The 23,812-nt window shown below is 65.1% G+C and carries 25 protein-coding genes; 13 read left to right on the top strand and 12 right to left on the bottom strand.

Translation table 11 applies throughout. The features are described from left to right. Positions 1 to 10 precede the first annotated feature (10 nt). Both JJC00_RS04910 and JJC00_RS04905 read left to right on the top strand, forming a co-directional pair. A complete protein-coding gene (locus tag JJC00_RS04910) occupies positions 11 to 889 on the top strand; it encodes an MJ0042-type zinc finger domain-containing protein (protein WP_200471615.1) in 879 nt (292 codons plus the stop codon). Between the two features lie 36 nt (positions 890 to 925). Further along, on the top strand, positions 926 to 1,300 hold the full coding sequence (locus JJC00_RS04905; protein ID WP_200471614.1) for a response regulator: 375 nt from the start codon (positions 926 to 928) through the stop codon (positions 1,298 to 1,300). A 149-nt stretch (positions 1,301 to 1,449) separates the two neighbouring features. Here JJC00_RS04905 and JJC00_RS04900 read toward each other — a convergent pair whose 3' ends face one another. After that, the gene (locus JJC00_RS04900) at positions 1,450 to 4,068 is read right to left on the bottom strand and encodes a TIGR02302 family protein (protein WP_200471613.1); all 2,619 of its coding nucleotides are present in this window, start codon (positions 4,066 to 4,068) and stop codon (positions 1,450 to 1,452) included. Positions 4,069 to 4,237: 169 nt separating this feature from the next. On the opposite strand from JJC00_RS04900, the gene JJC00_RS04895 reads away from it, so the two are divergent. From JJC00_RS04895 to JJC00_RS04885, 3 genes are all read left to right on the top strand, one after another. Then, a complete protein-coding gene (locus JJC00_RS04895) occupies positions 4,238 to 4,621 on the top strand; it encodes a carboxymuconolactone decarboxylase family protein (protein WP_200471612.1) in 384 nt (127 codons plus the stop codon). Between the two features lie 214 nt (positions 4,622 to 4,835). After that, entirely contained in the window at positions 4,836 to 5,744 is a 909-nt protein-coding gene (locus JJC00_RS04890) for an NAD(P)-dependent oxidoreductase (protein WP_200471611.1), read from the top strand. 85 nt (positions 5,745 to 5,829) lie between these two features. Next, positions 5,830 to 5,994 (top strand): hypothetical protein, encoded by a 165-nt coding sequence (locus JJC00_RS04885; protein ID WP_210347355.1) that lies wholly within the window; start codon positions 5,830 to 5,832, stop codon positions 5,992 to 5,994. A 39-nt stretch (positions 5,995 to 6,033) separates the two neighbouring features. Here JJC00_RS04885 and lysA read toward each other — a convergent pair whose 3' ends face one another. The 3 genes from lysA to argH all read right to left on the bottom strand — a co-directional run bounded on the left by lysA (position 6,034) and on the right by argH (position 9,104). Continuing rightward, complete coding sequence (gene lysA, locus JJC00_RS04880; protein ID WP_200471609.1) at positions 6,034 to 7,299, bottom strand: diaminopimelate decarboxylase; 1,266 nt, start codon at positions 7,297 to 7,299, stop codon at positions 6,034 to 6,036. A 23-nt stretch (positions 7,300 to 7,322) separates the two neighbouring features. Next, positions 7,323 to 7,613, bottom strand: a complete 291-nt coding sequence (lptM, locus tag JJC00_RS04875; RefSeq protein WP_200471608.1) for an LPS translocon maturation chaperone LptM — start codon at positions 7,611 to 7,613, stop codon at positions 7,323 to 7,325. Between the two features lie 93 nt (positions 7,614 to 7,706). Next, a complete protein-coding gene (gene argH / locus JJC00_RS04870) occupies positions 7,707 to 9,104 on the bottom strand; it encodes an argininosuccinate lyase (protein WP_200471607.1) in 1,398 nt (465 codons plus the stop codon). 101 nt (positions 9,105 to 9,205) lie between these two features. Here argH and tlpA point away from each other — a divergent pair, with 101 nt between their 5' ends. Then, the gene (gene tlpA, locus JJC00_RS04865; RefSeq protein ID WP_200471606.1) at positions 9,206 to 9,871 is read left to right on the top strand and encodes a thiol:disulfide interchange protein TlpA; all 666 of its coding nucleotides are present in this window, start codon (positions 9,206 to 9,208) and stop codon (positions 9,869 to 9,871) included. A 5-nt stretch (positions 9,872 to 9,876) separates the two neighbouring features. On the opposite strand, the gene JJC00_RS04860 is transcribed toward tlpA, so the two are convergent. From JJC00_RS04860 to JJC00_RS04835, 6 genes are all read right to left on the bottom strand, one after another. Next, positions 9,877 to 10,071 (bottom strand): hypothetical protein, encoded by a 195-nt coding sequence (locus tag JJC00_RS04860; RefSeq protein WP_148751685.1) that lies wholly within the window; start codon positions 10,069 to 10,071, stop codon positions 9,877 to 9,879. 76 nt (positions 10,072 to 10,147) lie between these two features. After that, the gene (locus JJC00_RS04855) at positions 10,148 to 11,029 is read right to left on the bottom strand and encodes a 3-hydroxybutyryl-CoA dehydrogenase (RefSeq protein WP_200471605.1); all 882 of its coding nucleotides are present in this window, start codon (positions 11,027 to 11,029) and stop codon (positions 10,148 to 10,150) included. A gap of 208 nt (positions 11,030 to 11,237) precedes the next feature. Next, the gene (locus tag JJC00_RS04850) at positions 11,238 to 12,188 is read right to left on the bottom strand and encodes an electron transfer flavoprotein subunit alpha/FixB family protein (RefSeq protein WP_200471604.1); all 951 of its coding nucleotides are present in this window, start codon (positions 12,186 to 12,188) and stop codon (positions 11,238 to 11,240) included. Then, a complete protein-coding gene (locus JJC00_RS04845; protein ID WP_200471603.1) occupies positions 12,188 to 12,937 on the bottom strand; it encodes an electron transfer flavoprotein subunit beta/FixA family protein in 750 nt (249 codons plus the stop codon). The genes JJC00_RS04850 and JJC00_RS04845 overlap by 1 nt, the downstream gene beginning before the upstream one ends. Before the next feature lie 126 nt (positions 12,938 to 13,063). Then, entirely contained in the window at positions 13,064 to 13,636 is a 573-nt protein-coding gene (locus JJC00_RS04840) for a cob(I)yrinic acid a,c-diamide adenosyltransferase (protein WP_200471602.1), read from the bottom strand. A 67-nt stretch (positions 13,637 to 13,703) separates the two neighbouring features. Beyond that, on the bottom strand, positions 13,704 to 13,898 hold the full coding sequence (locus tag JJC00_RS04835; protein WP_200471601.1) for a twin transmembrane helix small protein: 195 nt from the start codon (positions 13,896 to 13,898) through the stop codon (positions 13,704 to 13,706). A 164-nt stretch (positions 13,899 to 14,062) separates the two neighbouring features. Between JJC00_RS04835 and JJC00_RS04830 the strand changes: the two genes are divergently transcribed. Further along, entirely contained in the window at positions 14,063 to 14,956 is an 894-nt protein-coding gene (locus JJC00_RS04830) for a YihY/virulence factor BrkB family protein (protein WP_200471600.1), read from the top strand. Here JJC00_RS04830 and JJC00_RS04825 read toward each other — a convergent pair. After that, complete coding sequence (locus JJC00_RS04825) at positions 14,883 to 16,166, bottom strand: ATP-binding protein (protein WP_200471599.1); 1,284 nt, start codon at positions 16,164 to 16,166, stop codon at positions 14,883 to 14,885. The two genes, JJC00_RS04830 and JJC00_RS04825, sit on opposite strands and share 74 nt — an antisense overlap. A gap of 73 nt (positions 16,167 to 16,239) precedes the next feature. Continuing rightward, positions 16,240 to 17,145 (bottom strand): tRNA glutamyl-Q(34) synthetase GluQRS, encoded by a 906-nt coding sequence (gene gluQRS / locus JJC00_RS04820; protein ID WP_200471598.1) that lies wholly within the window; start codon positions 17,143 to 17,145, stop codon positions 16,240 to 16,242. A gap of 172 nt (positions 17,146 to 17,317) precedes the next feature. On the opposite strand from gluQRS, the gene JJC00_RS04815 reads away from it, so the two are divergent. From JJC00_RS04815 to JJC00_RS04790, 6 genes are all read left to right on the top strand, one after another. Next, a complete protein-coding gene (locus JJC00_RS04815; protein ID WP_200471597.1) occupies positions 17,318 to 17,983 on the top strand; it encodes a DNA-3-methyladenine glycosylase family protein in 666 nt (221 codons plus the stop codon). Between the two features lie 75 nt (positions 17,984 to 18,058). Continuing rightward, positions 18,059 to 19,144: a DUF2855 family protein gene (locus JJC00_RS04810; protein ID WP_200471596.1), complete on the top strand. Its 1,086-nt coding sequence runs from the start codon at positions 18,059 to 18,061 to the stop codon at positions 19,142 to 19,144. A 219-nt stretch (positions 19,145 to 19,363) separates the two neighbouring features. Then, positions 19,364 to 19,921 carry an HNH endonuclease gene (locus JJC00_RS04805; protein WP_018316280.1) on the top strand — a complete coding sequence of 186 codons (558 nt, stop codon included), beginning with the start codon at positions 19,364 to 19,366 and terminating at the stop codon, positions 19,919 to 19,921. 232 nt (positions 19,922 to 20,153) lie between these two features. Then, positions 20,154 to 21,398 carry a glycosyltransferase family 87 protein gene (locus tag JJC00_RS04800; protein WP_200471595.1) on the top strand — a complete coding sequence of 415 codons (1,245 nt, stop codon included), beginning with the start codon at positions 20,154 to 20,156 and terminating at the stop codon, positions 21,396 to 21,398. A gap of 107 nt (positions 21,399 to 21,505) precedes the next feature. After that, the gene (locus JJC00_RS04795) at positions 21,506 to 21,727 is read left to right on the top strand and encodes a dodecin (RefSeq protein ID WP_200471594.1); all 222 of its coding nucleotides are present in this window, start codon (positions 21,506 to 21,508) and stop codon (positions 21,725 to 21,727) included. A 180-nt stretch (positions 21,728 to 21,907) separates the two neighbouring features. After that, positions 21,908 to 23,809, top strand: coding sequence for a sensor domain-containing diguanylate cyclase (locus JJC00_RS04790; RefSeq protein WP_200471593.1), 1,902 nt, complete (start codon positions 21,908 to 21,910; stop codon positions 23,807 to 23,809). Positions 23,810 to 23,812 lie beyond the last annotated feature (3 nt).

Raw genomic sequence — 23,812 nt, 5'->3', positions numbered from 1 at the left:
GAGGCCGCCCATGCATATCGTCTGCCCCCATTGTACGACATCCTACGCCATCAAGCTTGCGAGCCTTGGGGCCAACGGGCGGACGGTCCGCTGCTCCCGCTGCAAGGAGACCTGGATGGCGCATCCCGACGATGCCATCGGGGAGGCGGCCGTGCCGGCCATGGCCGCGGCCAGCCAGGCCGACGACCAGTCCGACCTCGCCGAGCAATGGAACTCCTACGCCAGGGACGACGCGGCTGCCGACACCCCGGTGGTCGAAAGCCCCTCGATTGCCAGCGACTGGCCGACCGAGGACGCCGTCGAGCCCGAGGACGAGTGGTCGGCGGCGGCCCGCGCCGCCGAGGAGGAGATCGTCGGCGCCCAGCACCAGTCCTGGTTCAGCGGCCTGTTCAGCCGCCGCGGGGCAAAGGTGAGCCACCCGGCCCCTGCCGTGGTTCGGCGGAAATCCCATTTCGGCCTGCCGACCGTCTGCGCCGCCATGGGCGCGCTGGTGTTGGCGCTGGTGGTCTGGCGCGGCGACATGGTCCGCCTCCTGCCGCAGACGGCGGCCTTCTACAAGATGGTCGGCTTAGAGGTGAACCTGCGCGGGCTCGCCTTCAAGGACGTCAAGCTCTCGAGCGAAACCGTCGACGGTAAGGAGGTGCTGGTGATCGAGGGCGTGATCGTCGGCCAGGGCAAGAAGCCGCTCGATATCCCGCGCCTGCGCTTTGCCGTGCGCGACGCGCAAGGCGCCGAGATCTACGCCTGGAATTCGTTGCTGGAGCAGACCGTGCTGCAACCCGGCGAGCGCGCCTTCTTCCGCTCGCGCCTGGCCTCACCGCCGCCGGAAGGCCGCAATATCGACGTTCGCTTCTTCAACCGGCGCGACATCGCCGGCGGCAGCGTGTAATCAGCCTGTAGGGTCCCGCACGGGAAGGTTCGTCCCATGCCAAAAGTGTTGATCGCCGATGACGAGGATTCAATGCGCCAGCTGGTGGCGCGCGCCGTCGCCATGGACGGCCACGAGATCGTCACCGCACAGGACGGCGCCGAGGCGCTGGAGATCCTGACCCGCGAGGACGGTGCGTTCGATCTGTTGCTCACCGACATCCAGATGCCTGTGATGGACGGCATCGCACTCGCGCTCTCCGCCGCGCGTGACTTTCCCCAGCTGACCATTTTGCTGATGACCGGCTTTGCCGATCAGCGCGAGCGCGCCTCGAATCTCAATGCGCTGGTGCATGACGTCGTGACAAAACCGTTCTCGGTCGCGGATATCCGCACGGCGGTGGCGGATGCGCTGGCGGCGAAGAAGGGGTAACGGCCCCTGCCACGTATTCCGCTGTCATGCCCCGGCTTGACCGGGGCCCAGTACGCCGGGGGGCCTCACGCTTCAATCACTGATGTCTCTGGAATACTGGGATCGCCCGCCTTCGCGGGCGATGACAGCGAGCTTGTGGTGACTTTGCCTCAAAAATCCTTCAGCAGCCGCTCGATATAATCGAGCTCGATCTGCGGGCGCGAGGGGTCGCCGAGGCGGCGACGGAGTTCTTCGAGGATGCGGCGGACCCGTTGCACGTCGATCTCGCCGGGAATCTTGACCGTGTAATCGTCGCCGAATTCGCGGCCGTGCAGCGGACGGCCGAGCGGGTCGGTCTGGTTGCCGCCGCTCTGCTGGCGGCCGACGCGATTGCCGGGACCGTCGCCCTGACCGTCGCCGTCGCCCTGCTGCATCGCCTCGGCCATCTTCTGCGCGCCCTTGCGCATCGCATCCAGCGCCTTGCCCTGGGAATCCACCGCGCCGTCGGCATTGCCGTCGCCGAGTTTTGAACCCGCATCGCCCATGGCGTTGTCGGCGGAATCGAGCCCGCCGTCATCATCACCCTGGTCGGCGTCCTGATCGCCATCCTGGCCGGGCTGGCCCTGGTCGCCTTGCTGACCCTGCTGGCCCTTCTGTCCCTGCTGGCCTTTCTGGCCCTTCTGCGAGAGGCCGCGCTTGGCCATTTCATCCTGGAGCTTCTTCAAGCGGTCGCGCAACGCCTGCTGGTCCTGCTGCAGGTCCGACATCGACTGGTCGCCCTGCTGCTGCTTGCCGCGCATGCGATCACGCCGGGAGTCCTGGCCCTGCTTGTAGGTCTTGTCGCGCAATTGCTGCTGCTTGCGGATCATGTCGCCGAGCTCGTTGAGCGCCTGCTCCATGTCGCTCTCGCCGGATTGTCCCGGCTGCGCCATCTGAAGGCCCTCCAGCATCTGCTGGAGCTGGTCGAGCAACTGCTTGGCCGCGTCCTTGTCGCCCGAGCGCGACAGGCGCTCCATGCGGTCGATCATGTTCTGGAGGTCCTGCTGGCGCAGGATCTTGGTGTTCGGATCAAGCGGACGCGCGAGCTGCTGGGCGTCCTTGTTGTTGCGGAACTGCTCGGCGAGCTGGCGCATGAAATTGTCGAGCGCCGCCCGCAGATCCTGCGTGAGCTTCTTGATCTCCTCGTCGCTGGCGCCGCGCTCCAGCGCCTGCTTGAGCGCGTCCTGCGCCGCGCGCAGTGCCTTCTCGACGTCGGAGATGTTGCCGTCCTCGATCGTCACCGCGAGCGCCCACAGGCTCGCCACGACCTCGCGCAGTGAATCATCCGTGCGCGCGGCCTCGAGCTGGCGCGCGACACTGTAGAGGCCGAGATATTGCCCGGCCTCCTGCGTGAACAGCTCAGGCGCGATCATCAGCGCGTCGAGCGCGGTGTAGACGTCGGAATTCTTGTTGGCGTCGAGCGCGAGGATGCGACGCTGCTCGATCAGCGCGCGTGCGAGTGGCTTGGTGAACAGACGCTCGGGCAGCCGCATGTTGAACGGCTCGCTCTTCGCCTCGTTGCCGGCCTCGTCCTTGGCAGTGAGCGTCAGCGTGACATCGGCGCCGGCATAGGGATCCTCGCTGAGATCCTTCACCGTCTGGCCGACGCCGTTACGGGTGCGCGCATTCGGCAGCACGAGCGGAAATTGCGGCGGCTGGAACAGCGGCCGCGCCGCGGTCTTGCTATCGCCGTCCTTGCCCGCGTCGGCGGAACGCGGGGCGACGTGTGCCTCGGCGCCGGTGACGCCGTAATCGTCCTCGATCTTGTAGACGAGCTGGAGCGCGCCGCGCGCCTGGCGCTCCGGATCCTTGGCAAGCGCGATCGTCGGCGGATGGTCCGGTGTCGCCGCGAAGGCCCATTGCGGCTGGCCCGAGGGCGCGCGGACATGCGCGGTGCCGTCGCCGGTGATGGTGAAATGCTTCTCGTTGGTGCCCTTGGGCGTGGCCTCAGTCGGCGCGACCTCCTTGAGACCGCCGGACACCACGACATCCAGGCTGCCGCCGGAGGAGCGCACGATCAGCGTTGAGCCAGCGGGAACGCCGAGCGGGCCGGAGGCCGGAAGCGCTGCGGCTTCCTTGTTGGCGGCCGACAGGATCACCGGCGGCTTTCCGGTGTAGAGCGGCGGCGTGACCCAGGCGTCGACGCGGACATTGGTCGGCGCCAGCACGCCGTTCCAGTCGAAGGCAGCGCCCAATCGTAATCCGCGCTCGTCGCCAGCGGCGAAGAAGGTCGCGACCAGCATCACCATGACCAGCGCACGCAGCGCCCAGGGGTCATGGATGGCGAGGCGCGGGTGCGGCAAACCGGCACGGATGCGCTTGAGCGAGGCCAGCGTGCGCTCGCGCTGCGCCTGCCAGAGCGCCTGCGCGACCGGATCCTGTGAGGTCAGCGTGTCCGTGAGCGTCGTGGCGGGGCGATGACGGATGCCCGAACCGCGATCGAGCCGGGCGAGCGCCTCTTCGCGGCTCGGCCAGCGAAACCGAATCAGGGGGAACAGGGCGGCAGCCGCAAGGCCTGCAAAAATGACGAGACCGATGGCGCGGACGACAAAGGGCAGCGCCAGCCAGAGTCCGGCCCAGGACACCACCAGAAACAGGCCGACAACGGTGAGGACACGCGCCAGCCCCGGCCAGGCACGCTCCCACGCGATGGCATAAGTGGCCCGCTCAAGAGCCTGCGCCAGCTTCAGCCGCGACAGAGCGTCGCCGTCGCGGATCGGGTCTGACGGGTCGGGGGTGACGCCGTTCAATCAACTCTCCAAGTTACCCGGCGGAGTGAAGCGTACCACAACGGCAGCAGTGAGGCATCCGTTCCCGTACGGGACATCCCCCTTTTCCCGCATAACACGAGGACGTGACTGCTCCGGCCCAACCCCGTAGTTTCCGCGGCGCCATCCAAGGGAAGTAAAAGGAAACGCCATGGACAAGAAGATGCACGACAAGGGCCTGGAAGTCCGCAAAGCGGTGCTGGGCGAAGCCTATGTCAACAACGCGCTGAAGAACGTCGACGATTTCAACCGTCCGTTCCAGGAGATGCTCAACGAATATTGCTGGGGCACGGTGTGGGGCCGCGAGGAGCTGCCGCGCAAGACCCGCAGCATGCTCAACATCGCGATGATCGCGATCCTCAATCGCCAGCACGAGTTCCGCGCGCATCTGAAGGGCGCGCTCACCAATGGCGTCACCCGCTACGAAATCCGCGAAATCCTGATGCAGGTCGCGATCTATGGCGGCATGCCGGCCGCCGTCGACAGTTTTCGCATCGCGCGCGAGGTGTTCGCCGAGATCGACGGCAAGGCGTGAAGTCGAACTCGGGGTGATGGACGCACCGTCTCTCCCCAACGTCATCCTGGCGAAAGCCAGGACCATAACCACCGTCGGATGTGGTTATGGGGACTCGGAGTTATGACGTCGCATCGCGACTCCTCCCTGGGGTAATGGCTCCTGGCTTTCGCCAGGACGACATCGAGGGAGGGGCACCGCCGATCAACAAACAACGAAGAACAAAGGAAACACCATGGACATCGGATTCATCGGCCTCGGAAACATGGGTTTCCCGATGGCGCGGCGGCTGATCGAGGCCGGCCACAAGCTCGTCGTGTTCGACACCCGCAATGAGGTCGTCGACAGGCTTGTCGCGCGCGGCGCCACCGCTGCGACATCGCCGAAGGATGTTGCCGACACGGTCGAGACCGTGATGGCGAGCCTGCCGTCGCTGCAGGCCTCGCTCGAGGTCGCAACGGGCGCGAACGGCGTGATCGAGGGTAGCCGCGCAAAACGCTTCATCGATCTCTCGACCGTCGGCTCGACGATGGCTTCGAAGATTCACGGCCTGCTGGCCAAGCGCAACATCGTGCAGATCGACTGCCCGGTGTCCGGCGGCGTCGGCGGCGCCGAGAAGGGCACGCTGGCGGTGATGGTGTCGGGGCCGAAGGCGGAATTCGAGCTGCTCAAGCCCGCGCTCGACGTGATCGGAAAGGTGTTCTTCATCGGCGAGAAGCCGGGTGCTGCACAGACCATGAAGCTCGCCAACAATTTTCTCTCCGCGACCGCCATGGTGGCGACGTCGGAAGCGGTGGTGATGGGCGTGAAGGCCGGGCTCGATCCCGCCGTGATGATCGACGTTATCAATTCAGGCTCAGGCATGAACACGGCGAGCCGCGACAAGTTTCCGCGCTCGGTGCTGCCGCGCAGCTTCGACTTCGGCTTCGCCACCGGGTTGATGGTGAAGGACGTGCGGCTGGCGCTGGAGGAAATGAAACAGCTCGGCCTGTCGATGGAGGTCGCGGATGCGGTCGGACGGCTGTGGGAGACGGTGATCAGCGCGGAAGGCGCCGAGTCCGATTTCACCGCCGCGATCAGGCCGATCGAGAAGAAAGCCGGCGTCGTGGTCGGCGGCAAGACCGGCGGATTGGCGGGAGAGTAGCCGCTCGGCCCGATTGTCGAGCCGTCATCACCACTGGTCAAATGGGTCGAGCGTCGCGCCGGAGACGATTCTCGCCAGGAAGTTCGTGGCCGATACGCCGCCGGCGGTTCAGATGACCCGGCCGCTCTGCGTCTTCCCCAGGGTCGCGAAGCACAACGGCAGCGGCGACACCAACAACGCAGCGAACTTCACCTGCGTCACCGACGAGAACGATTTCAACCAGAAACCGGCTCCGAAATACGGGCCGTGACGCACCCGCAGCGCCGGCGGGTTCACCTCGCCGGCGTCCTCACAGCCACGGCGCCGGCGTATCCATCGCGATCAGCTGCTCGACCTCGATGCGCGGGCGCACGACCGCGTATTGATCGCCCTTCACCAGCACCTCCGGCACCAGCGGCCGCGTGTTGTAGGTGCCGGCCTGCACGGCGCCATAGGCGCCTGCGGTCATGACGGCGATGAGATCGCCCGGCTTCGGCGTCGGCAGCGTACGATCGAGGGCGAGGTAGTCGCCGGTCTCGCAGACCGGACCGACGACGTCGGTCATGATGGTTGCCGCGCCCTTTGCCGGCTGCGTCACCGGCAGGATGTCGTGATGCGCCTCGTACAGCGTCGGGCGGATCAGGTCGTTCATCGCGGCGTCGATGATGACGAAGTTCTTGCCGTCGCCGTGCTTCACATAGATCACCTTGGCGACCAGGATGCCGGCATTGCCGACGATCATGCGGCCCGGCTCGAACATCAGCGTGCAGCCGAGATTGTGGCTGACGCGCTTGACCATCGCGGCATAGGCGTCCGGCGCCGGCGGCGCTTCGCGATCCATGTAATAGGGGATGCCAAGGCCGCCGCCGAAATCGACGTGGCTGATGTTGTGGCCGTCGGACCGCAGCGTCTGCACGAATTCGGAGAGGATGCGGAACGCGGTCTCCATCTTGGACAGGTCGGTGATCTGGCTGCCGATATGCACATCGGTGCCGGTGACCTCGATGCCCGGCAACTTCGCGGCACGCGCATAGACCTCGCGGGCGTGGGCGATCGGGATGCCGAACTTGTTCTCGGACTTGCCGGTGGAGATTTTTGCGTGCGTACCGGCGTCGACGTCCGGATTGACGCGGATCGAGATCCGCGCGGTCTTGCCCGTCTCGGTCGCAAGGCGCGAGAGCAATTCGAGCTCGGGCTCGGATTCGACGTTGAGACAAAGGATGTCGGCCGCGAGCGCAGCGCGCAGCTCGTCTTCCGTCTTGCCGACACCGGAGAACAGGATCTTGCTGGCGGGAATGCCGGCGGCCAGCGCGCGCTTCAATTCGCCGCCCGAGACGACGTCAGCGCCGGCACCAAGCTTCGCCAGCGTGCGCAGCACCGACTGGTTGGAGTTCGCCTTCATGGCGTAGCAGACCAGCACCTTCTCGCCGGCAAAGGCATCGGCGAAGACGCGGTAATGCCGCTCAAGCGTGGCGGTCGAATAGCAATAGAACGGCGTGCCGACGGTTGCGGCCAGCTCGGACAGATTCACAGCCTCGGCGTGCAGCACGCCGTTGCGATAGTCGAAATGGTTCATGGCATTGGCTCAGTTGCCCCAGCCTATCGGTTGGGCTTTTCGTCCAGGAGCGGATCGAGGATAAACGGTTTCTTCCTGCCCTTGGTCGCCGCCGGTGGGGCATCCGCGCCATAGGTCGGATTGAACACGCTCGGCGTCTTCTGGGCTTCGGTCTCAGTGTCGGTCGGCGCGGCGATGTTGGCCGTGGACGCGTTGGAGGCAGTCGGCGGCAAGTCGAGCGGGCCCTTGCGGCCGCATCCGGCGAGCGCAAGCGCGCTCAGGCTCAAGACAATGATGGCCCACCCCGAGCCGGCCGGGCGAAACTTTGACGTCACGACGAAATCCCCACTACGCGGGCCACACCATACAGAGATTGGCGCGCTCTGGCGAGAGCCGGATGACCATGAAACATAAGCGAAATTTTGCCTTCAGCCCAATTTTCGCTCTTTTTCCAGCCGCTTCGCCCAGGCCTTGGCCTGCGACGTCACGTTCTTCGGCGCGGTGCCGCCGAAGCTGGTGCGGCTCTTCACCGACGATTCGACCGAGAGCACGCCAAGCACGTCCTTGGTGATCTTGGGCTCGATCGCCTGCATCTCCTTGAGCGGCAACTCGTGCAACGCCACGCCGCCGTCGGCGGCCTTGGCCACGATCCTGCCGGTGACGTGATGGGCCTCGCGGAACGGCATCTTCAGCGTCCGTACCAGCCAGTCGGCGAGATCGGTCGCGGTGGCATAGCCCTCGCCGGCAGCCGCCTTCATCTTGGCTTCGTCAGGCACGAGATCGCGGACCATGCCGGTCATGGCGCGGATCGCCAGCGACAGCGCGGCAAAGCCCTCCATTGCGCCCTGCTTGTCCTCCTGCATGTCCTTTTGGTAGGCGAGCGGCAGGCCCTTCATCACGATCAGGAGGCCGTTGAGCGCACCGATGACGCGACCGGTCTTGGCGCGCACCAGCTCGGCGGCATCAGGGTTGCGCTTTTGCGGCATGATTGACGAGCCGGTGGTGAACTTGTCGCTGAGGCGGATCATGCCGACCAGCGGCGAGGTCCAGATCACGATTTCCTCGGCAAAGCGCGACATATGCACGGCGCAGATAGACGCGGCCGACAAGGTCTCCAGCACGAAGTCGCGGTCGGAGACCGCATCGAGCGAGTTCGCCATCGGACGGTCGAAGGCCAGCGCCTTCGCGGTGGCATGACGGTCGATCGGGAACGAGGTGCCGGCGAGCGCGGCCGCACCGAGCGGGGATTCATTGAGCCGCTTGCGCGCATCCTGGAAACGGCCGCGGTCGCGCGCGGCCATCTCGACATAGGCAAGCAGATGGTGACCGAACGTCACGGGCTGCGCGGTCTGCAGATGCGTGAAGCCGGGCATGACGGTGCCGGCATGCTCGAGCGCGCGGTCCACCAACGCCTGCTGGAACGCGCTGAGCGCCGCATCGGTCTCGTCGACGATGTCGCGGACATAGAGACGGAAGTCGGTCGCGACCTGGTCGTTGCGCGAGCGCGCGGTGTGCAGGCGGCCGGCGGCGGGCCCGATCAGCTCCGACAGGCGGCTCTCGACATTCATATGAATGTCCTCGAGCGCGCGCTTGAATTCGAAGCCGCCGTCCCCGATCTCTGACAAAATCGTGTCTAGACCCTTGCCGATATTTTTCGCATCAGAAGCCGTGATGATGCCCTGGCTGGCAAGCATCGCGGCGTGGGCCTTGGACGCGGCAATGTCCTGGGCAAAGAGGTGACGATCGACGTCGATGGAGACGTTGATCTCTTCCATGATCTCATCGGGACGTTCCGAGAACCGGCCGCCCCACATCTTGTTGCTCATGATCCCCTGCTCACGCCTTGCTTTGCCGCATGTTTGCTGGTGGAGGCCAGCCGTATTAAGAGGCCTCTGATAGCCATATCTGCGACCGGATGACAAACGATATGCTCGACCAGAAGCCCTCCGCCACGCGCCGGATCCCCATCGTCATCGCCACCGTGGTGGTCGGCGGGCTGGCCGGCTTCGCCGCGCTGTATGGGCTCGGCCTGAGCCGGCCCCCGTCAGGCGATCCGGCCTGCCGGGCGGCGGTGGCCACGGCCCAAAAGATCGCCCCGCTCGCCCATGGCGAGGTGGCGGCGCTGACCATGGCGACCGCCCCCCTGAAGCTGCCCGACCTGGCCTTCGAGGATGCCGAGGGCAAGCCGAAGAAGCTCTCGGATTTCCGCGGCAAGACGCTGCTGGTCAACCTTTGGGCCACTTGGTGCGTCCCGTGCCGCAAGGAAATGCCGGCGCTCGACCAGCTCCAGACCAAGCTTTCGGGCCCGAATTTCGAGGTGGTGGCGATCAATATCGACACCCGCGACCCCGAGAAGCCGAAAAACTTCCTGAAAGACGCAAACTTGACCAGGCTCGGCTATTTCAACGATCAGAAAGCCAAGGTTTTTCAGGATCTTAAGGCCGTAGGCCGGGCCCTGGGCATGCCGACCTCGGTGCTGGTCGACCCGCAGGGCTGCGAGATCGCGACCATCGCGGGGCCAGCGGAATGGGCGAGCGACGACGCGCTCAAGCTGCTGCGGGCCGCGTTAAGGCCGGCTGCTGCGTCCCTTTAGGGAGTTCAGGCGGTGATGTTGAGGTTGCCGCCAACACCAGCTCCGACATTGGCGAGCGAGGGCTGACCGGCGCCCAGCAGCGTCAGGACGGCGGATTTCTCCGCGTCCGCGTTCTGCTTCATCAGCGTCGCCGAGATATTCGACTGCAGCGCGCCTTGCTGAGAGGCCAGCATGGTGCTGACCATCGCCATCGTGTCCATTACGCGAGCCCCCGTACCGGCCGTAACCTAGACGCGAGGCGTTAACGCGACATAAATTGTCACGAAGCGGATCGGATTACCTTGTCGGAACCGGCTTGGCGCCGCGGTAGTCGTAGAAGCCGCGCTGGGTCTTGCGGCCGAGCCAGCCGGCCTCGACGTACTTCACCAGCAGCGGGCACGGGCGGTACTTGGAGTCGGCCAGGCCCTCGTGCAGCACCTGCATGATCGAAAGGCAGGTATCGAGGCCGATGAAATCGGCGAGCTCCAGCGGGCCCATCGGATGGTGGGCGCCGAGCTTCATCGCCGCGTCGATCGCCTCGACGTTGCCGACGCCTTCATACAGCGTGTAGATCGCCTCGTTGATCATCGGCAGCAGGATGCGGTTGACGATGAACGCAGGGAAATCCTCGGAGACTGCGACCTGCTTGCCGAGCCTGGCGACGAATTCCTTGGAGGCCTCGAAGGTGGAATCGTCGGTGGCGATGCCGCGGATCAGCTCCACCAGCTCCATCAGCGGTACCGGATTCATGAAGTGAATGCCGATGAAGCGCTCGGGCCGGTCGGTGGCGGCGGCGAGCCGCGTGATCGAAATCGACGACGTGTCGGAAGCAACGATCGCCTCCGGCTTCAACACCGCGCAAAGCTCATGGAAGATCTTGCGCTTGACCTCTTCTTTCTCGACCGCGGTCTCGATCACGAGATCGCAATCGGCGAGGTCGTCGAGCTTCTCGGCGAGCTTGATACGCGCGACCGCCTTGGCCTTATCGTCCTCGGTGACGCCCTTCTTGGAGACCTGGCGCGCCAGATTGCCGTTGATGGTCGCCATGCCTGACTTGAGGCGGTCGGCCGAGATGTCGTTGAGCACCACGTCGAAGCCGGCCAAGGCCGCGACATGCGCAATGCCGTTGCCCATCTGCCCCGCGCCGATCACGCCGACCTTCTTGATTACTGCCGCCATAATGTCATCCACCGGAACGGCGCGCATGTCGCGCCCTGCCTATCCCCTGAGCCGGGAGGTCTGATTTATCAGAAGCTCGATTAGATCAGAATCCTGGCCCGAAACCTAGATTGGATCGCTTCGAAGGCGTGCCCCACGCCAAAGAAAACGCCTCGAAAAAGCAACACCGGCCGGAGTTTATACCTCCGGCCGGTGTTTTTAACGCGTTTTACTTGCCGAGCTTGCCGAGTTCGGCGGTCAGCTCCGGAACGGCCTGGTAGAGGTCGGCGACCAGGCCGTAGTCGGCGACCTGGAAGATCGGCGCGTCCTCGTCCTTGTTGATCGCGACGATCACCTTGGAGTCCTTCATGCCGGCCAGATGCTGGATCGCGCCGGAAATACCCACCGCGACATAGAGCTCGGGGGCCACGACCTTGCCGGTCTGGCCGACCTGCCAGTCGTTGGGCGCATAGCCGGCGTCGACCGCCGCGCGCGAGGCACCGACACCGGCGCCGAGCTTGTCGGCGAGCGGCTCGATGTACTTGGCAAAATTCTCGCGGCTCTGCATGGCGCGGCCACCGGAGACGATGATCTTGGCCGAGGTCAGCTCGGGACGGTCGCTCTTGGCGACTTCCTCGCCGACAAACGACGACAGGCCCGGATCGGCCGCAACCTGAACGCTCTCGACCGGCGCGCTGCCGCCGGCAGCTGCCGCCGCGAAGGTCGAGGTACGGACCGTGATGACCTTCTTGGCGTCCTTGGACTTCACCGTCTGGATGGCGTTGCCGGCATAGATCGGACGCTCATAGGTGTCGGGGGCGACGACCTTGATGATCTCCGAGACCTGCATGACGTCGAGCAGAGCTGCGACGCGCGGCATCACGTTCTTGAAGCGCGAGGTCGCGGGCGCGACGATCGCGTCATAGGACGGCGCCAGCGAGACGATCAGCGCAGCCAGCGGCTCGGCCAGATCGTGCGCGTAGGGCTCGCCTTCGGCGACCAGCACCTTGGCGACGCCAGCGAGCTTCGAGGCCGCCTCGGCCGCGGTCTTGGTGCCCTGCCCGCCACCGGCGACCAGCACATGAACGTCGCCGCCGAGCTGGGACGCCGCGGTCAGCGCCTTGTTGGTGGAGTCCTTGAGGACTTCGTGTTCGTGTTCAGCAATCAGCAACGTCGTCATCAGAGCACCCCGGCTTCGTTCTTGAGCTTCGACACCAGCTCGGCGACGTCCTTTACCTTGACGCCGGCCTTGCGGCCCGCGGGCTCAGCCGTCTTCAGAACTTCGAGGCGCGCAGTGACGTCGACGCCGTAATCGGCGACGGACTTGTCCGCGATCGGCTTCTTCTTGGCCTTCATGATGTTGGGCAGCGAGGCATAGCGCGGCTCGTTGAGACGCAGATCGGTGGTGACGATCGCCGGTCCCTTGAGCTTGACGGTCTGCAGGCCGCCGTCGACTTCGCGGGTGACCTTGAAGTCGGAGCCTTCGACCTCGAGCTTCGAGGCGAAGGTCGCCTGCGACCAGCCGAGCAGCGCGGCCAGCATCTGGCCGGTCTGATTGCTGTCGTCGTCGATCGCCTGCTTGCCGAGAATGATCAGGCCGGGCTGCTCTTCTTCAGCAACCTTCTTCAGGATCTTGGCGACGGCGAGCGGTTCGACGGTGCCCTCGGCCTTCACCAGGATGCCGCGATCGGCGCCCATGGCGAGACCGGTGCGGATCGTCTCCGACGCCTGCGCCGGTCCGATGGAGACCACCACGACTTCGGTCGCCTTGCCGGCTTCCTTCAGGCGCAGCGCTTCCTCGACTGCGATTTCGTCGAACGGGTTCATCGACATCTTGACGTTGGCGAGTTCAACGCCCGATCCATCGCCCTTGACGCGGACCTTGACGTTGTAATCGACCACCCGCTTTACCGGCACTAAGACCTTCATCGATCCTCTTTCACTCAATTTGAGAGGGGGGCTATTCAACTGGCGGGGAACCTAAAGGCCTGATCCGGCCCGGTCAACGCGCGACAGGGCCGAATTTTAGACTTTAGAAATGCGCTGCTCAATGGGTCAGCGGTTCTGGCCCGGAACCCAGAGCACGTCACCGGCGCCATTATGGTTAGCGGTGCGGCTGGCCACGAACAGGAAGTCCGATAGGCGATTTACATACTGGATGCCAGCTGCGCTGACCGGCTCTCCGTGCTGGGCCGCCAGTTCCACCATTACGCGTTCCGCCCTGCGGCAAATCGTGCGGGCGACATGGAGGTAGGCGGCGGCCGGCGTGCCGCCCGGAAGCACGAAGGAGGTGAGCGGCGCGAGCTTGTCGTTGAGCGCGTCGATATCGCGCTCGAGCCGCTCGACCTGACTTTCCACCACCCGCAGCCGTTCCGCCTTGCCCTCGCGCTCCGGTACCGCGAGATCAGCGCCGAGATCGAACAGATCGTTCTGGATGCGGCCGAGCATCGCATCGAGCTCCGGCGCATCCTTGGTGTAAAGGCGCACCACGCCGATCGCGGCATTGGTCTCGTCGACCGTGCCATAGGCCGCAATGCGCAGATCATATTTCGGACGACGCTCGCCGGTTCCGAGCGCTGTCGTGCCGTCGTCACCTGTCTTCGTATAGATTCGGTTCAGGACAACCATGTTGGCCTCGTTATTCTCAGGGCATGATCTTATCGGAAAACCGCTTCACACTTTTCCGGATCATGCCCTACCGCCCAATCGCCCAGACCGCGATCATGGCGATGACGATCGCGATGAACTGAAGCAGCACGCGCCAGCGCATCAATTTCTGCGAGGTGTTGGGCGAGCCGCCACGCATCATGTTGACGAGCCCGAGCAGCAGCACGATCGCCACGGCGCCGGCTGCCACCGGCAGGATGAAAGTAGTCAGGAGAGATGCCATTTGGGGGTGATAACACCGTGTGCGGCGCTCCGCCATGGCGTTCCCAATCTGGCTTTTAGGCCAATAATGTCAGAAGCTGGCCGGATGATTTCCGATTTGCGCGCATGGCCTGCCGTCTTCGCCTCTCCAGCCTTGTGGGGAGAGGGAGCATTACGGAGCAGGCCGTGAAGGTGATCCGCACCATCTACATCGTCGTGGAGGACGCCTTCTACACGTTCCTGGCCGACGACGGCTGGGCGATCGCGAGCCACATCGCGCTGTCGACGCTGATGGCGCTATTCCCGTTCCTGATCGTGCTGACGTCGCTGGCCGGCTTCTTCGGCTCCAAGGAGCTCGCCGACCAGGCGGCCGGGCTGATGCTCCAGGTCTGGCCGAGGCAAGTGGCGGATTCACTGTCCGGCGAGATCCACGACGTGCTGACTACCACCCGCACCGGTGTGCTGACGATCGGCGCGGCGCTGTCGGTCTATTTCGCCTCGAACGGCGTCGAGGCGCTGCGGGTCGCGCTGAACCGCGCCTATGCGGTGGTGGAGATGCGGCGCTGGTACTGGCTGCGGCTGGAATCGATCGGCTACACGCTGGTCGCGGCCTTCACCGCGCTCGCCATGGCGTTCCTGATCGTGCTCGGCCCGCTCTTCATCGAGGCGGCGCGGCGCCACATTCCGCTGTTCGTCGAATCCAACGAGAGCATCCTCACCTGGCTGCGCTACGGCATCACCGTCGGCGCGCTGGTGGTGGCGCTGCTCATCCTGCACGCTTGGCTGCCGGCGGGACGGCGCGGCTTCCTCCAGATCCTGCCCGGCATCGTCTTCACCATCGTGGCGTCGCTGATCTCGGGCGTCGTGTTCGGACAATATCTGGCGCGCTTCGCCAACAATTACGTGACGATGTATGCAGGCCTCGCCTCGGTGATCATCGCGCTGGTGTTTCTGTATTTCATCGCCGCGATCTTCGTCTTCGGCGGCGAGCTCAATGCCGCGATCATCAAGTCGCGGCTTCCTCACGGCGTCTCGCTTCAAGCAGCGCAGTCGCTAAAGCCCGCGGGGACACAGGCTTGACCAGGAAGGCGTCGGCGCCGGCCTCGCGCGACGCCGCCTCGTCTTCGCCGCGACCGGATACGCCGATGATCGGGATCTGAGCCTGCGGCGCTTCCATCGTACGGATCCGCCGGATTGCCTCGACGCCGTTGATGCCCGGCAAAACCATGTCCATCAGCACCGCATCGAAGCCGCCTTGCGCGAGCCGGTTCACCGCGTCCTCGCCGCGCCCGATGAACTCGGCATGATGGCCGAGCTCGGTCAGAATCGTGTTGAGCACGACACGGCCAAATGGATTGTCTTCAACGCTGAGCACGCGCAGCGCCGCGAGCGTATCCGCCTCATTGCCGTTGGCCTTGCGCGACTTCGCCGGCCCCGCCGCATCCAGCGCGACGGTCAGCGTGAATGTGGCGCCACCACCGCGCCGCGGCGCGACCGTGATGTCGCCGCCCATCGCGCGCGCCAATTGCTTCACCGAGGACAGACCGAGCCCGGCGCCGCCGAAGCGCGAGGAGATGGTGACATTGGCCTGGGTGAACGGGCGAAACAGCCGCTTGATCTCGGCCATGGTCAGGCCGATGCCGCTGTCGGACACCGCGAAGGCAACGCCCACCCGGTGCTTGGCTTTATCCTTGCCCCTTCCCTTGCTTTTGGCGGGACGCCACGGCACCGCCGAGATCGCAACGCCACCCTGGTCGGTGAATTTGACCGCATTGTCGATCAGGTTCTCGAGCGCGGCGCGGAGGCGGACGGGATCGCCAACGACGAGGCCCGCGAGCTTGTCGGAGATCTCGACCTCGGCCTGGAGCCCCTTGGCGGCGGCGCGGCCGGCAAGCGAATCGCCGGTGCTGCGGGCAAGCGCCCGCAGATCGAACAAATCCTGCCGCAATGTGCTGCCGCCCGCGCCCTTGCCGGTCTTGGCGGCATCGACGAACAGCGTGGCAAGGTTCGCCAGATGCTCGGCACCGGCCTTGATGGTGTCGGCCCAGCGCCGCTCCCGCTCGCCGAGATCGGAGGTCGACAGCAGGTCGCTGATTGCGAGAATGCCGGTCAGGGGCGTGCGGACCTCGTGGGCAAACGCCGCGAGCGCCGCCTGGATCACGTCGGGCGCGACGGACATTGCGCCAATTTTGGTGCCGCGCTTGCGCAACCTCCCGGCCGCCCCGGACCGCTTCCGAGGCGGTTGCCTGGACTTTCGCGTGGTGCGCGCTGCGCGCGTTTTCGCCGCCATAATTCCCCTTCGAAGCATCCCCTTCGAACCCCGGGCTCCCGGGGCCAAGCATGGCACGGCGGAACCCCCGGAGTCACGGCGGCGTTTGGCTAACCCCCAGAGAAACTTGACCTAATCCCACCAGCTGACAGATGGCGGCAGGCGTGGCGCCGGCGGCGCGCAACTCCCGCAGACCCATTGCCTGACTCGATTTCGACAGCTTCCGCCGGTTGGCGTCGCGAATCAGGAGGTGGTGGCGGTAGACGGGCTCCGGCAGGCCGAGCAAAACCTGGAGCAGGCGGTGGACCGAGGTGGCATGAAATAGGTCCTGGCCGCGCACGATCTCGCTCACGCCCTGGAGCGCGTCGTCGACCACCACGGCCAGATGGTAGCTGGTCGGCGTCTCCTTGCGCGCCAGGATCACGTCGCCCCACGCCTCGGGCCGCGCCGCGACCATGCCGCGCTCGCCATCAGGGCCCTCGCCCAATTCGATCCAGGTCAGGCCGGCGACGCGCCGGCAGGCCGCCGCCATGTCGAGCCGCAGCGCGTAAGGGGCGCCGGTATCGATCAGACGCGACCGCTCGCTGGCCAGCAGCGATTTCGCATCGCCAGGATAGAGCGGCGCGCCGTCGGGATCGCGCCGCCATGGTCCATCGGCCTCGCGCGCAGCCACGAGCTTGGCGATCTCGGCGCGGCTCTCGAAGGCGGGATAGACGAGGCCGAGCGCGGCGAGTTTTTCCAGCGCAGCGCGATATTCGGCGAGATGCTCCGACTGCCGCCGCACCGGCGTCTCCCAGGCGATCCCCAGCCAGGCGAGATCCTCGTAGATCGCCGTCTCGAACTCCGGCCGGCAGCGCGTCGCGTCGATGTCCTCGATCCGCAGCAACAGCCGCCCGCCGGTTTCGCGCGCACGGTCGAAATTGAGTAGCGCCGAATAGGCGTGGCCGAGATGCAGCAAGCCGTTCGGGCTGGGGGCAAATCGGAAAACGGGTGGCTTCATATACAAAGATCTCGTCATGGCCGGGCTTGACCGCGACGGCCGTCATTCCGGGGCGGTCCGCAGGACCGAGCCCGGAATCTCGAGATCCCGGGTTCGGTGCTTCGCATCGCCCCGGAATGACGGAGTAAGATATTCGGCACGGGGTCAAGCCCGCATGACAAACAGAGCAACAATGCCTATCCACCTCGAAACCCAGTCCGATCTCGAAGAAGCCGTCCACGCGCTGGTCAAGCGCGATCCCCGCCTCAAGCCCGTGCTCGAGATCGCCGGCATGCCCGCTTTGCGGCGGCGCGAGCCGGGTTTCACGGGGCTTGCGCACATCGTCTGCGGACAACAGCTCTCCACCGCGAGCGCCGCGGCGATCTGGGGGCGGCTGTCGGCCGCCTTCGATCCGTTCGATCATGAGGCGGTACGCCGTGCCCGCACCGACCGGCTGGGACGGCTTGGCCTGTCCGCGGCCAAGATCAAGACGCTGAAACATCTCGCGCGCGAGCTCACCGCGCAGCGGCTGAACCTCGACGTGCTCGCGGAAGAAGACGCCGAGGCCGCGCACCATACACTGATTGCGCTGCCGGGCATCGGGCCGTGGACGGCCGATGTCTATCTGCTGTTCTGCCTCGGCCATGGCGATGCCTGGCCGGCCGGCGACATCGCCGTGCAGGAGGGGATCAAGGTTGGCCTGGGGCTGAAGGCCCGGCCGACGGAAAAGCAGATGGCGCCGCTTGCAGAACCATGGCGGCCGCTGCGCGGGGCCGCGGCGCATCTGTGGTGGAGCTACTATCGCGCGATCAAGAACCGCGAAGGCGTGATCGCGGGCAGGCCGCCGAACAACGTTTAAAACTATGTTGCTGTTGTAAACGACACGTGCGTGATCGATGAGATGCCCGCACAGACCCAGCCGGGATCCGACATCATGACAGCCACCGACTTCATCGTTGCGCGCGACGATTTTGAAACGTGCAAGACGATCGCAACCACGCTCCCTGAGATCGACACGCTGCCGCAAGATGCGCTGCTGGTGAAGGTCGACCGCTTTGCGCTGACCGCGAACAATGTCACCTATGCCGTGCTCGGCGAGGAGCTGAAATACTGGCAGCTGTTTCCCGCACCCGCGGGCTTCGGCAACATTCCGGTGTGGGGCTTTGGCGACGTCATCGCCTCGAAACATCCGAATGTGCCCGTCGGCGAGCGGCTGTTCGGCTATTTTCCGATGGCGACGCATCTGGTGATCGAAGCAACCGATGTCAGCAAGCGCGGCCTGCGCGACGGTGCCGCGCACCGGCAAGGCGTGGCGCCGGTGTATAACGCCTATGCGCGCATCGGCGGCGACGCCGCCTATGCCGGCAAGCAGGGCGACTATCAGGCGCTGCTGCGGCCGCTGTTCATGCTGTCGTTCCTGGTCGATGACTTCCTGACTGAAAACGACGATTTCGGCGCGCGCACCGTGCTGCTCTCGAGCGCGTCGAGCAAGACTGCGTTCGGGCTCGGCCATCTGCTGCACATGCGCGGCTGCAAGGTGATCGGCCTGACTTCGGCCGGCAACACCGGCTTCGTCACCTCGCTCAGTTGCTATGACGAGGTCGTCACTTATGATCGCATCGCGTCGCTGCCAGCGGATGCGCCCGTCGCTTTCATCGATATGGCCGGCAACAGCGCACTGCGCGCCGAACTGCACCGGCATTTTGTCGATCAGATGAAATGCTCCATGCGCGTCGGCTTGACGCATCGCGCCACCGAGCCCGACGAGGGCGAATTGCCCGGCGCGAAGCCGCGGTGGTTCTCCGCTCCCGACCAGATCCCCAAGCGTGCCAAGGAATGGGGTCCGGGCGGCATCGAGCAGCGCTTTGGCGCGGCATGGTCGGGCTTTGCACCGATGCTGCAGCGATGCCTGAGTGTCGTCGAGAGCCGCGGGCCCGACGCGGTGCGGCAGGTCTATCTCGACACGCTGAAGGGGCGCATTCCGCCTGAGCAGGGCCACATGCTCTCGCTGCTCGGGTAAAGCGGCGGCTACGCAAGTCACGAGGGCTGGTCGATGCAGTTCCGCGCCGGCTCCCTGGCGCCCTCCCCAAATCGCGGCGTTTTTGAGCGCTTGCCACCCCGCCGCCGTATTGCTTGCACCTGAATAAGTCGCTCAACGGGCTTCACAATCCCGTCACGCTGCATGTAGTATGTCAATACATGCTGCTTCGCAGCGTATATTGGAGGCCGGGAGCGTTACTTGAACGCACATGTCTCGCAAGGCAGTTGGCCGGTGCTGGTCCTGAACGCGGACTTCCGGCCGCTGAGTTACTACCCACTGTCTCTGTGGTCGTGGCAGGACGCGATCAAGGCGGTGTTCCTCGATCGCGTCAATATCGTCGCGCATTACGATCAGGCGGTTCACAGCCCCACGCTGCAAATGCAGCTGCCGAGCGTGGTCTCGCTCAAATCCTTCGTCAAGCCGACTACGCATCCCGCCTTCACCCGGTTCAACGTGTTCCTGCGCGATCGTTTCGCCTGCCAATATTGCGGCTCGCCCGAAGACCTCACCTTCGATCACATCATCCCGCGCAGCAAAGGCGGCCAGACCACCTGGGAAAACGTGGTCGCGGCGTGCTCGCCCTGTAACCTGCGCAAAGGCAATCTCACGCCCGTGCAGGCCAAAATGTTTCCGCGCCAGCACGCTTTCGCCCCGACCGTGCACCAGCTCCATCGCAACGGCCGCCTGTTCCCGCCGAACTACCTGCACGACAGCTGGCTCGACTATCTCTACTGGGATACGGAGCTGGATCCGTAGGGATTTATCTCACACTCCGATCGCATTCCTATTTCCGCCGGGCCATTGCCGACCCGCGACGTCAGCATTTCGTTAATGACGATGAGCGCCTGGGCGTCCAGTTTTCTGGTTCACTGCGATTCTGGGCAGACACGAACGGTTCGTCACCGTCCGTTAAGCCTGAGCCGGCAAGCTCGGCCGCAGAGTTCCGTGGCACGTCCACCATCGCATCACGCCAGGTCGCTTCATTCTCATGTTCGCCGAAACGCTGGAGTCCGTTCGATCGCAGGCGTCGAAGCGCACGCTCTATGAGCGCGTCGTCGTTGGGGCACTGGCGACAATCTTTGCTCTGAAGATTTACTGGTTCTTCCGGTGGGGTTTCCGGTACGACCAGCAGGTGCCCGATTTCGCGGCCTTTCACCTCGTCGCACAACGGATCTGGCTCGGCGATCTCGATCTGACCTACCAGTTCGCGGCGTTCATGAAGATGCAGGCGAGCCAGCCGGGCGGCGCCACCGGCTTCATGCCCTGGACGTACCCGCCCCAATTCGACCTGCTGCTTGCGCCGCTCGCTTTCCTGCCGACCTGGGCGGCCTACGCGTTGTTCACCGGAACGACGCTCGTGGCTTATCTGATGACGCTGCGCAAGCTTGCGGGAGAGCACTTTGCACAGGTCCTCGTCATCCTGTTTCCGGCGATCGCGATCACAATTGGCTGCGGACAAAATGGATTCCTCACAGGTGCGCTGATCGGGCTCGTCTGCATCCATGCCGAGAGACGCCAGGTGCTCGCGGGGCTCGCGCTCGGCGCCATGGTCATCAAGCCGCATCTCGCCGTTGCCATCAGCCTCTATCTGCTCGCGAACCGGCGCTGGGCGACGATCGCCGTCGCCGCAGCAGTCGTGCTCGTGAGCTCGCTTGTTTGCACCCTCGCCTTCGGGCCGCAGACTTGGCTCGCGTGGCTGGGTGCGATCAAGGAGTCGGCGAGCTTGCTCGAGCAGGGCTTGTATCCCCTGTTCCGGATGATCTCGGGCTATGCGGCGCTGTACAATTCCGGCGTCCCTGCAAGCGGTGCGTTCTGGGGCCAGGCCACGATTGCGGGCCTTGCGCTCGCGATCGTCGTACTTGGCATTGTTCGCGCGATGCCTTCCTCGTTCACGCTCGGCATCGCCGCGCTGGTCTCGGTGATGATCAGCCCCTATGCCTATGACTATGACCTGCCCATCACAGGAATTGGTCTGGCGCTGATCCTCCCGGATCTCCCCAAGGTGGCCAGCCCGCGCGAGCGTAGCCTCATGTACGCCCTGTTGATGCTGGCCGGCGCTTACGGCTTGCTGCAATCGACGAGCCTCGCCTCCGGCTTCGACGAGAGCTTCAAGCCGGCGATCGCCGGCGCCGCGCTGATGGTCCTGCTGGCGATGCTGCTGATGATGATGTGGCGCAACGCGCTGCCGGCCACCGCTGCCGAGGTTGGCGCGCCGGCGCGCGTCCTCGAATAGCCCGCATATGGGCCGCGGTGGACGACGGAACCGGAAAGGCAGGCTGCCCGTTCAGTTGAAAGGCCGCGCGGTGGCGCGTGGCGCATCAGAACCGATGGAGGCCCACCATGCCCGCAGCCGAGAAGGATCATGTCTACAAGATCCTGGAACTGGTCGGATCGTCCGAGACCTCGATCGAGGACGCGATCAAGAACGCGATCAGCCGCGCGTCCAAGACCGTGCGAGAGATGAAATGGTTCGAGGTGGTGCAGACACGCGGCCACATCGAGAACGGCGCCGTGCGGCACTACCAGGTGACGCTGCGCGTCGGGTTCACGCTGGATGAGTGACGCGGCGAACGCGAGGCAAGCCATCCCGCCGCGGCAGCGTGGTTAACATCCGCCGACGAGAGTTGATAAAAACGCCGACAATCCTCACCGGTTGACTACGGCCCCGCGCAATCGTCACGGTTCTTGCAACAGGCCGTTAAGGCCAAAGTGAGAGGTTTGCACCGAATTGGAGCAGACCCGATGGTCACCAGCCGCGAACTCGGCAAGGCGCACCTACCGCTCTGGGCGGCGGGGTTCGTCGCGCTGATCTGCGTGACGATTCTCGGCTTGAGCGCCTGGCGCGAATGGGAAACGCGCAATGCGGAGCTCAGGAGCGCCGAGATCGACGTCGCCAATCTGGCGCATTCGCTGATCCAGCACGCTGACGACACGTTCGAGCTTGCCGATACGATCCTGGTCGGGCTGGTCCACCGGCTCGAGCTCGACGGATTGGGCCCGGACTCGATCGCAAAGCTCCAGGCCTATTTGCCGATCCGCAAATCGTCGGACCGCATTCGCGGCATCTTCGTCTATGACGAGACCGGCCGCTGGCTTGCCACCACTGAGCATGTCGACTTCTCCGGGCTCAACAACAGCGACCGCGAATATTTCCGGCAGCACCGCGACTCCCCGGAGAAGGGCACGCTCATCGGCCGCCCCGTCAAGAGTCGCTCCGGCGGTCAGTGGATCATCACGGCGTCGCGCCGGATCAACCATCCCGACGGCAGCTTCGCCGGCGTGGTCCTGCTCACGATCGACGTCGCCTATTTCGCAAAATTCTACGAACGATTCGACGTCGGGCCTAATGGCTCGGCATCGCTGCTCAACAACGCCGGCATCATGCTGGCGCGGGCCCATGACGAGAGCGGAGCTTACGTCGGGCGGGACCTGTCCAACGCGCCGTTGTTCAGGGAACGGGAAAGTCGTCCCGCCGCGGCGGTCTACTATTTCAGATCGCCGATCGATGGCGTGCAGCGGCTGAGCTACTACCAGCGCAGCAGCAACTATCCGCTGATGGTGCTGGCGAGCAAGTCGCAGGACGACGTGCTGGCCCCCTGGCGACACGCCGCGGCCACCCGCATGATCTTCGTCCTGGGGCTCGTGCTACTGATCGCGGTGATCGGCCTTTACCTGGTCCGTCAGTTGCTGCACCGGCAGCGCATGGCACAGGCCCTGGCCGCCAAGGAAGCAAATTTCCGCCTGCTGGCCGAGCAATCCAGCGACATGGTGACCCGGATCGGGCTGGATAACCGGCTGATCTACGTCTCTCCCTCGTGCGTGCGCATCACCGGCTGGTCGGCCGAAGAACTGCTGGACACGTCGGCCCTGGCCGGCATCCACCCGGATGACATGGAACGGGTCGAGCAGGTCATCTCCGCGCTGAAGAACGGCGAGGCCGAGGAGGCGCGGTTCGTCTATCGCCAGCGTCATCGCGACAAGGGCGAGATCTGGGCCGAGGCGGCACTGCACGTGACCCCGGCGGCTGACAATGGCGAGATCGACGGCGTCGTCGCTGTCATGCGCGATATCACCGAGCAGAAGGATCTTCAGGACAAGCTCGCCTCGCTTGCGGCCACCGACGCTCTCACCGGCCTCGCCAACCGGCGCGCATTCGACGAACACCTCGCCGACGAATGGGCGCGCGCCCGGCGCGACGGCACGCAGCTATCGCTCCTGCTGATCGACGTCGACCATTTCAAGAAGTTCAACGACCATTACGGACATCTGGCAGGCGACGGGTGCCTGCGCGCGCTGGGCCGGATTCTATCCGCTATCGCCAGGCGCCCTGCCGACCTCGCCGCGCGCTACGGCGGCGAGGAGTTCGCCGTGCTGTTGCCGAACACCGGTCCGGACGGCTGCGTCGAGGTCGGCGAAGGGATTCGCCAGGCGCTGCACGATCTCGCCATGCTGCATGCGCAGAATCCGCCCTCCCGGCTGGTGACTGTCAGTGTCGGCGCCGCGACGAGCCTTCCGTCCCAGGCCTCGGACTCAAGCACGCTGGTCGCTGCCGCGGACCGCGCGCTCTACGCCGCCAAGGACAGCGGCCGTGACCGGCTGGTGGTGTCGGGACAGGTCGTCCCCTGGCCCGCGAAGAGCGCGTGACGG

The sequence above is a fragment of the Bradyrhizobium diazoefficiens genome, assembly GCF_016616885.1.
Classification (GTDB): Bacteria; Pseudomonadota; Alphaproteobacteria; order Rhizobiales; family Xanthobacteraceae; genus Bradyrhizobium; species Bradyrhizobium diazoefficiens_F.
This window is presented reverse-complemented; position numbering and strand designations above follow the sequence as displayed.

What these genes read in the sequence shown, in the direction of transcription:
- JJC00_RS04910 (WP_200471615.1), top strand. Translation starts at nt 11, where the DNA reads ATGCATATCGTCTGCCCCCATTGTACGACATCCTACGCCATCAAGCTT.
- JJC00_RS04905 (WP_200471614.1), top strand. Translation starts at nt 926, where the DNA reads ATGCCAAAAGTGTTGATCGCCGATGACGAGGATTCAATGCGCCAGCTG.
- JJC00_RS04895 (WP_200471612.1), top strand. Translation starts at nt 4,238, where the DNA reads ATGGACAAGAAGATGCACGACAAGGGCCTGGAAGTCCGCAAAGCGGTG.
- JJC00_RS04890 (WP_200471611.1), top strand. Translation starts at nt 4,836, where the DNA reads ATGGACATCGGATTCATCGGCCTCGGAAACATGGGTTTCCCGATGGCG.
- lysA (WP_200471609.1), bottom strand. Translation starts at nt 7,299, where the DNA reads ATGAACCATTTCGACTATCGCAACGGCGTGCTGCACGCCGAGGCTGTG.
- argH (WP_200471607.1), bottom strand. Translation starts at nt 9,104, where the DNA reads ATGAGCAACAAGATGTGGGGCGGCCGGTTCTCGGAACGTCCCGATGAG.
- tlpA (WP_200471606.1), top strand. Translation starts at nt 9,206, where the DNA reads ATGCTCGACCAGAAGCCCTCCGCCACGCGCCGGATCCCCATCGTCATC.
- JJC00_RS04860 (WP_148751685.1), bottom strand. Translation starts at nt 10,071, where the DNA reads ATGGACACGATGGCGATGGTCAGCACCATGCTGGCCTCTCAGCAAGGC.
- JJC00_RS04855 (WP_200471605.1), bottom strand. Translation starts at nt 11,029, where the DNA reads ATGGCGGCAGTAATCAAGAAGGTCGGCGTGATCGGCGCGGGGCAGATG.
- JJC00_RS04850 (WP_200471604.1), bottom strand. Translation starts at nt 12,188, where the DNA reads ATGACGACGTTGCTGATTGCTGAACACGAACACGAAGTCCTCAAGGAC.
- JJC00_RS04845 (WP_200471603.1), bottom strand. Translation starts at nt 12,937, where the DNA reads ATGAAGGTCTTAGTGCCGGTAAAGCGGGTGGTCGATTACAACGTCAAG.
- JJC00_RS04840 (WP_200471602.1), bottom strand. Translation starts at nt 13,636, where the DNA reads ATGGTTGTCCTGAACCGAATCTATACGAAGACAGGTGACGACGGCACG.
- JJC00_RS04835 (WP_200471601.1), bottom strand. Translation starts at nt 13,898, where the DNA reads ATGGCATCTCTCCTGACTACTTTCATCCTGCCGGTGGCAGCCGGCGCC.
- JJC00_RS04825 (WP_200471599.1), bottom strand. Translation starts at nt 16,166, where the DNA reads ATGGCGGCGAAAACGCGCGCAGCGCGCACCACGCGAAAGTCCAGGCAA.
- gluQRS (WP_200471598.1), bottom strand. Translation starts at nt 17,145, where the DNA reads ATGAAGCCACCCGTTTTCCGATTTGCCCCCAGCCCGAACGGCTTGCTG.
- JJC00_RS04815 (WP_200471597.1), top strand. Translation starts at nt 17,318, where the DNA reads ATGCCTATCCACCTCGAAACCCAGTCCGATCTCGAAGAAGCCGTCCAC.
- JJC00_RS04810 (WP_200471596.1), top strand. Translation starts at nt 18,059, where the DNA reads ATGACAGCCACCGACTTCATCGTTGCGCGCGACGATTTTGAAACGTGC.
- JJC00_RS04800 (WP_200471595.1), top strand. Translation starts at nt 20,154, where the DNA reads ATGTTCGCCGAAACGCTGGAGTCCGTTCGATCGCAGGCGTCGAAGCGC.
- JJC00_RS04795 (WP_200471594.1), top strand. Translation starts at nt 21,506, where the DNA reads ATGCCCGCAGCCGAGAAGGATCATGTCTACAAGATCCTGGAACTGGTC.
- JJC00_RS04790 (WP_200471593.1), top strand. Translation starts at nt 21,908, where the DNA reads ATGGTCACCAGCCGCGAACTCGGCAAGGCGCACCTACCGCTCTGGGCG.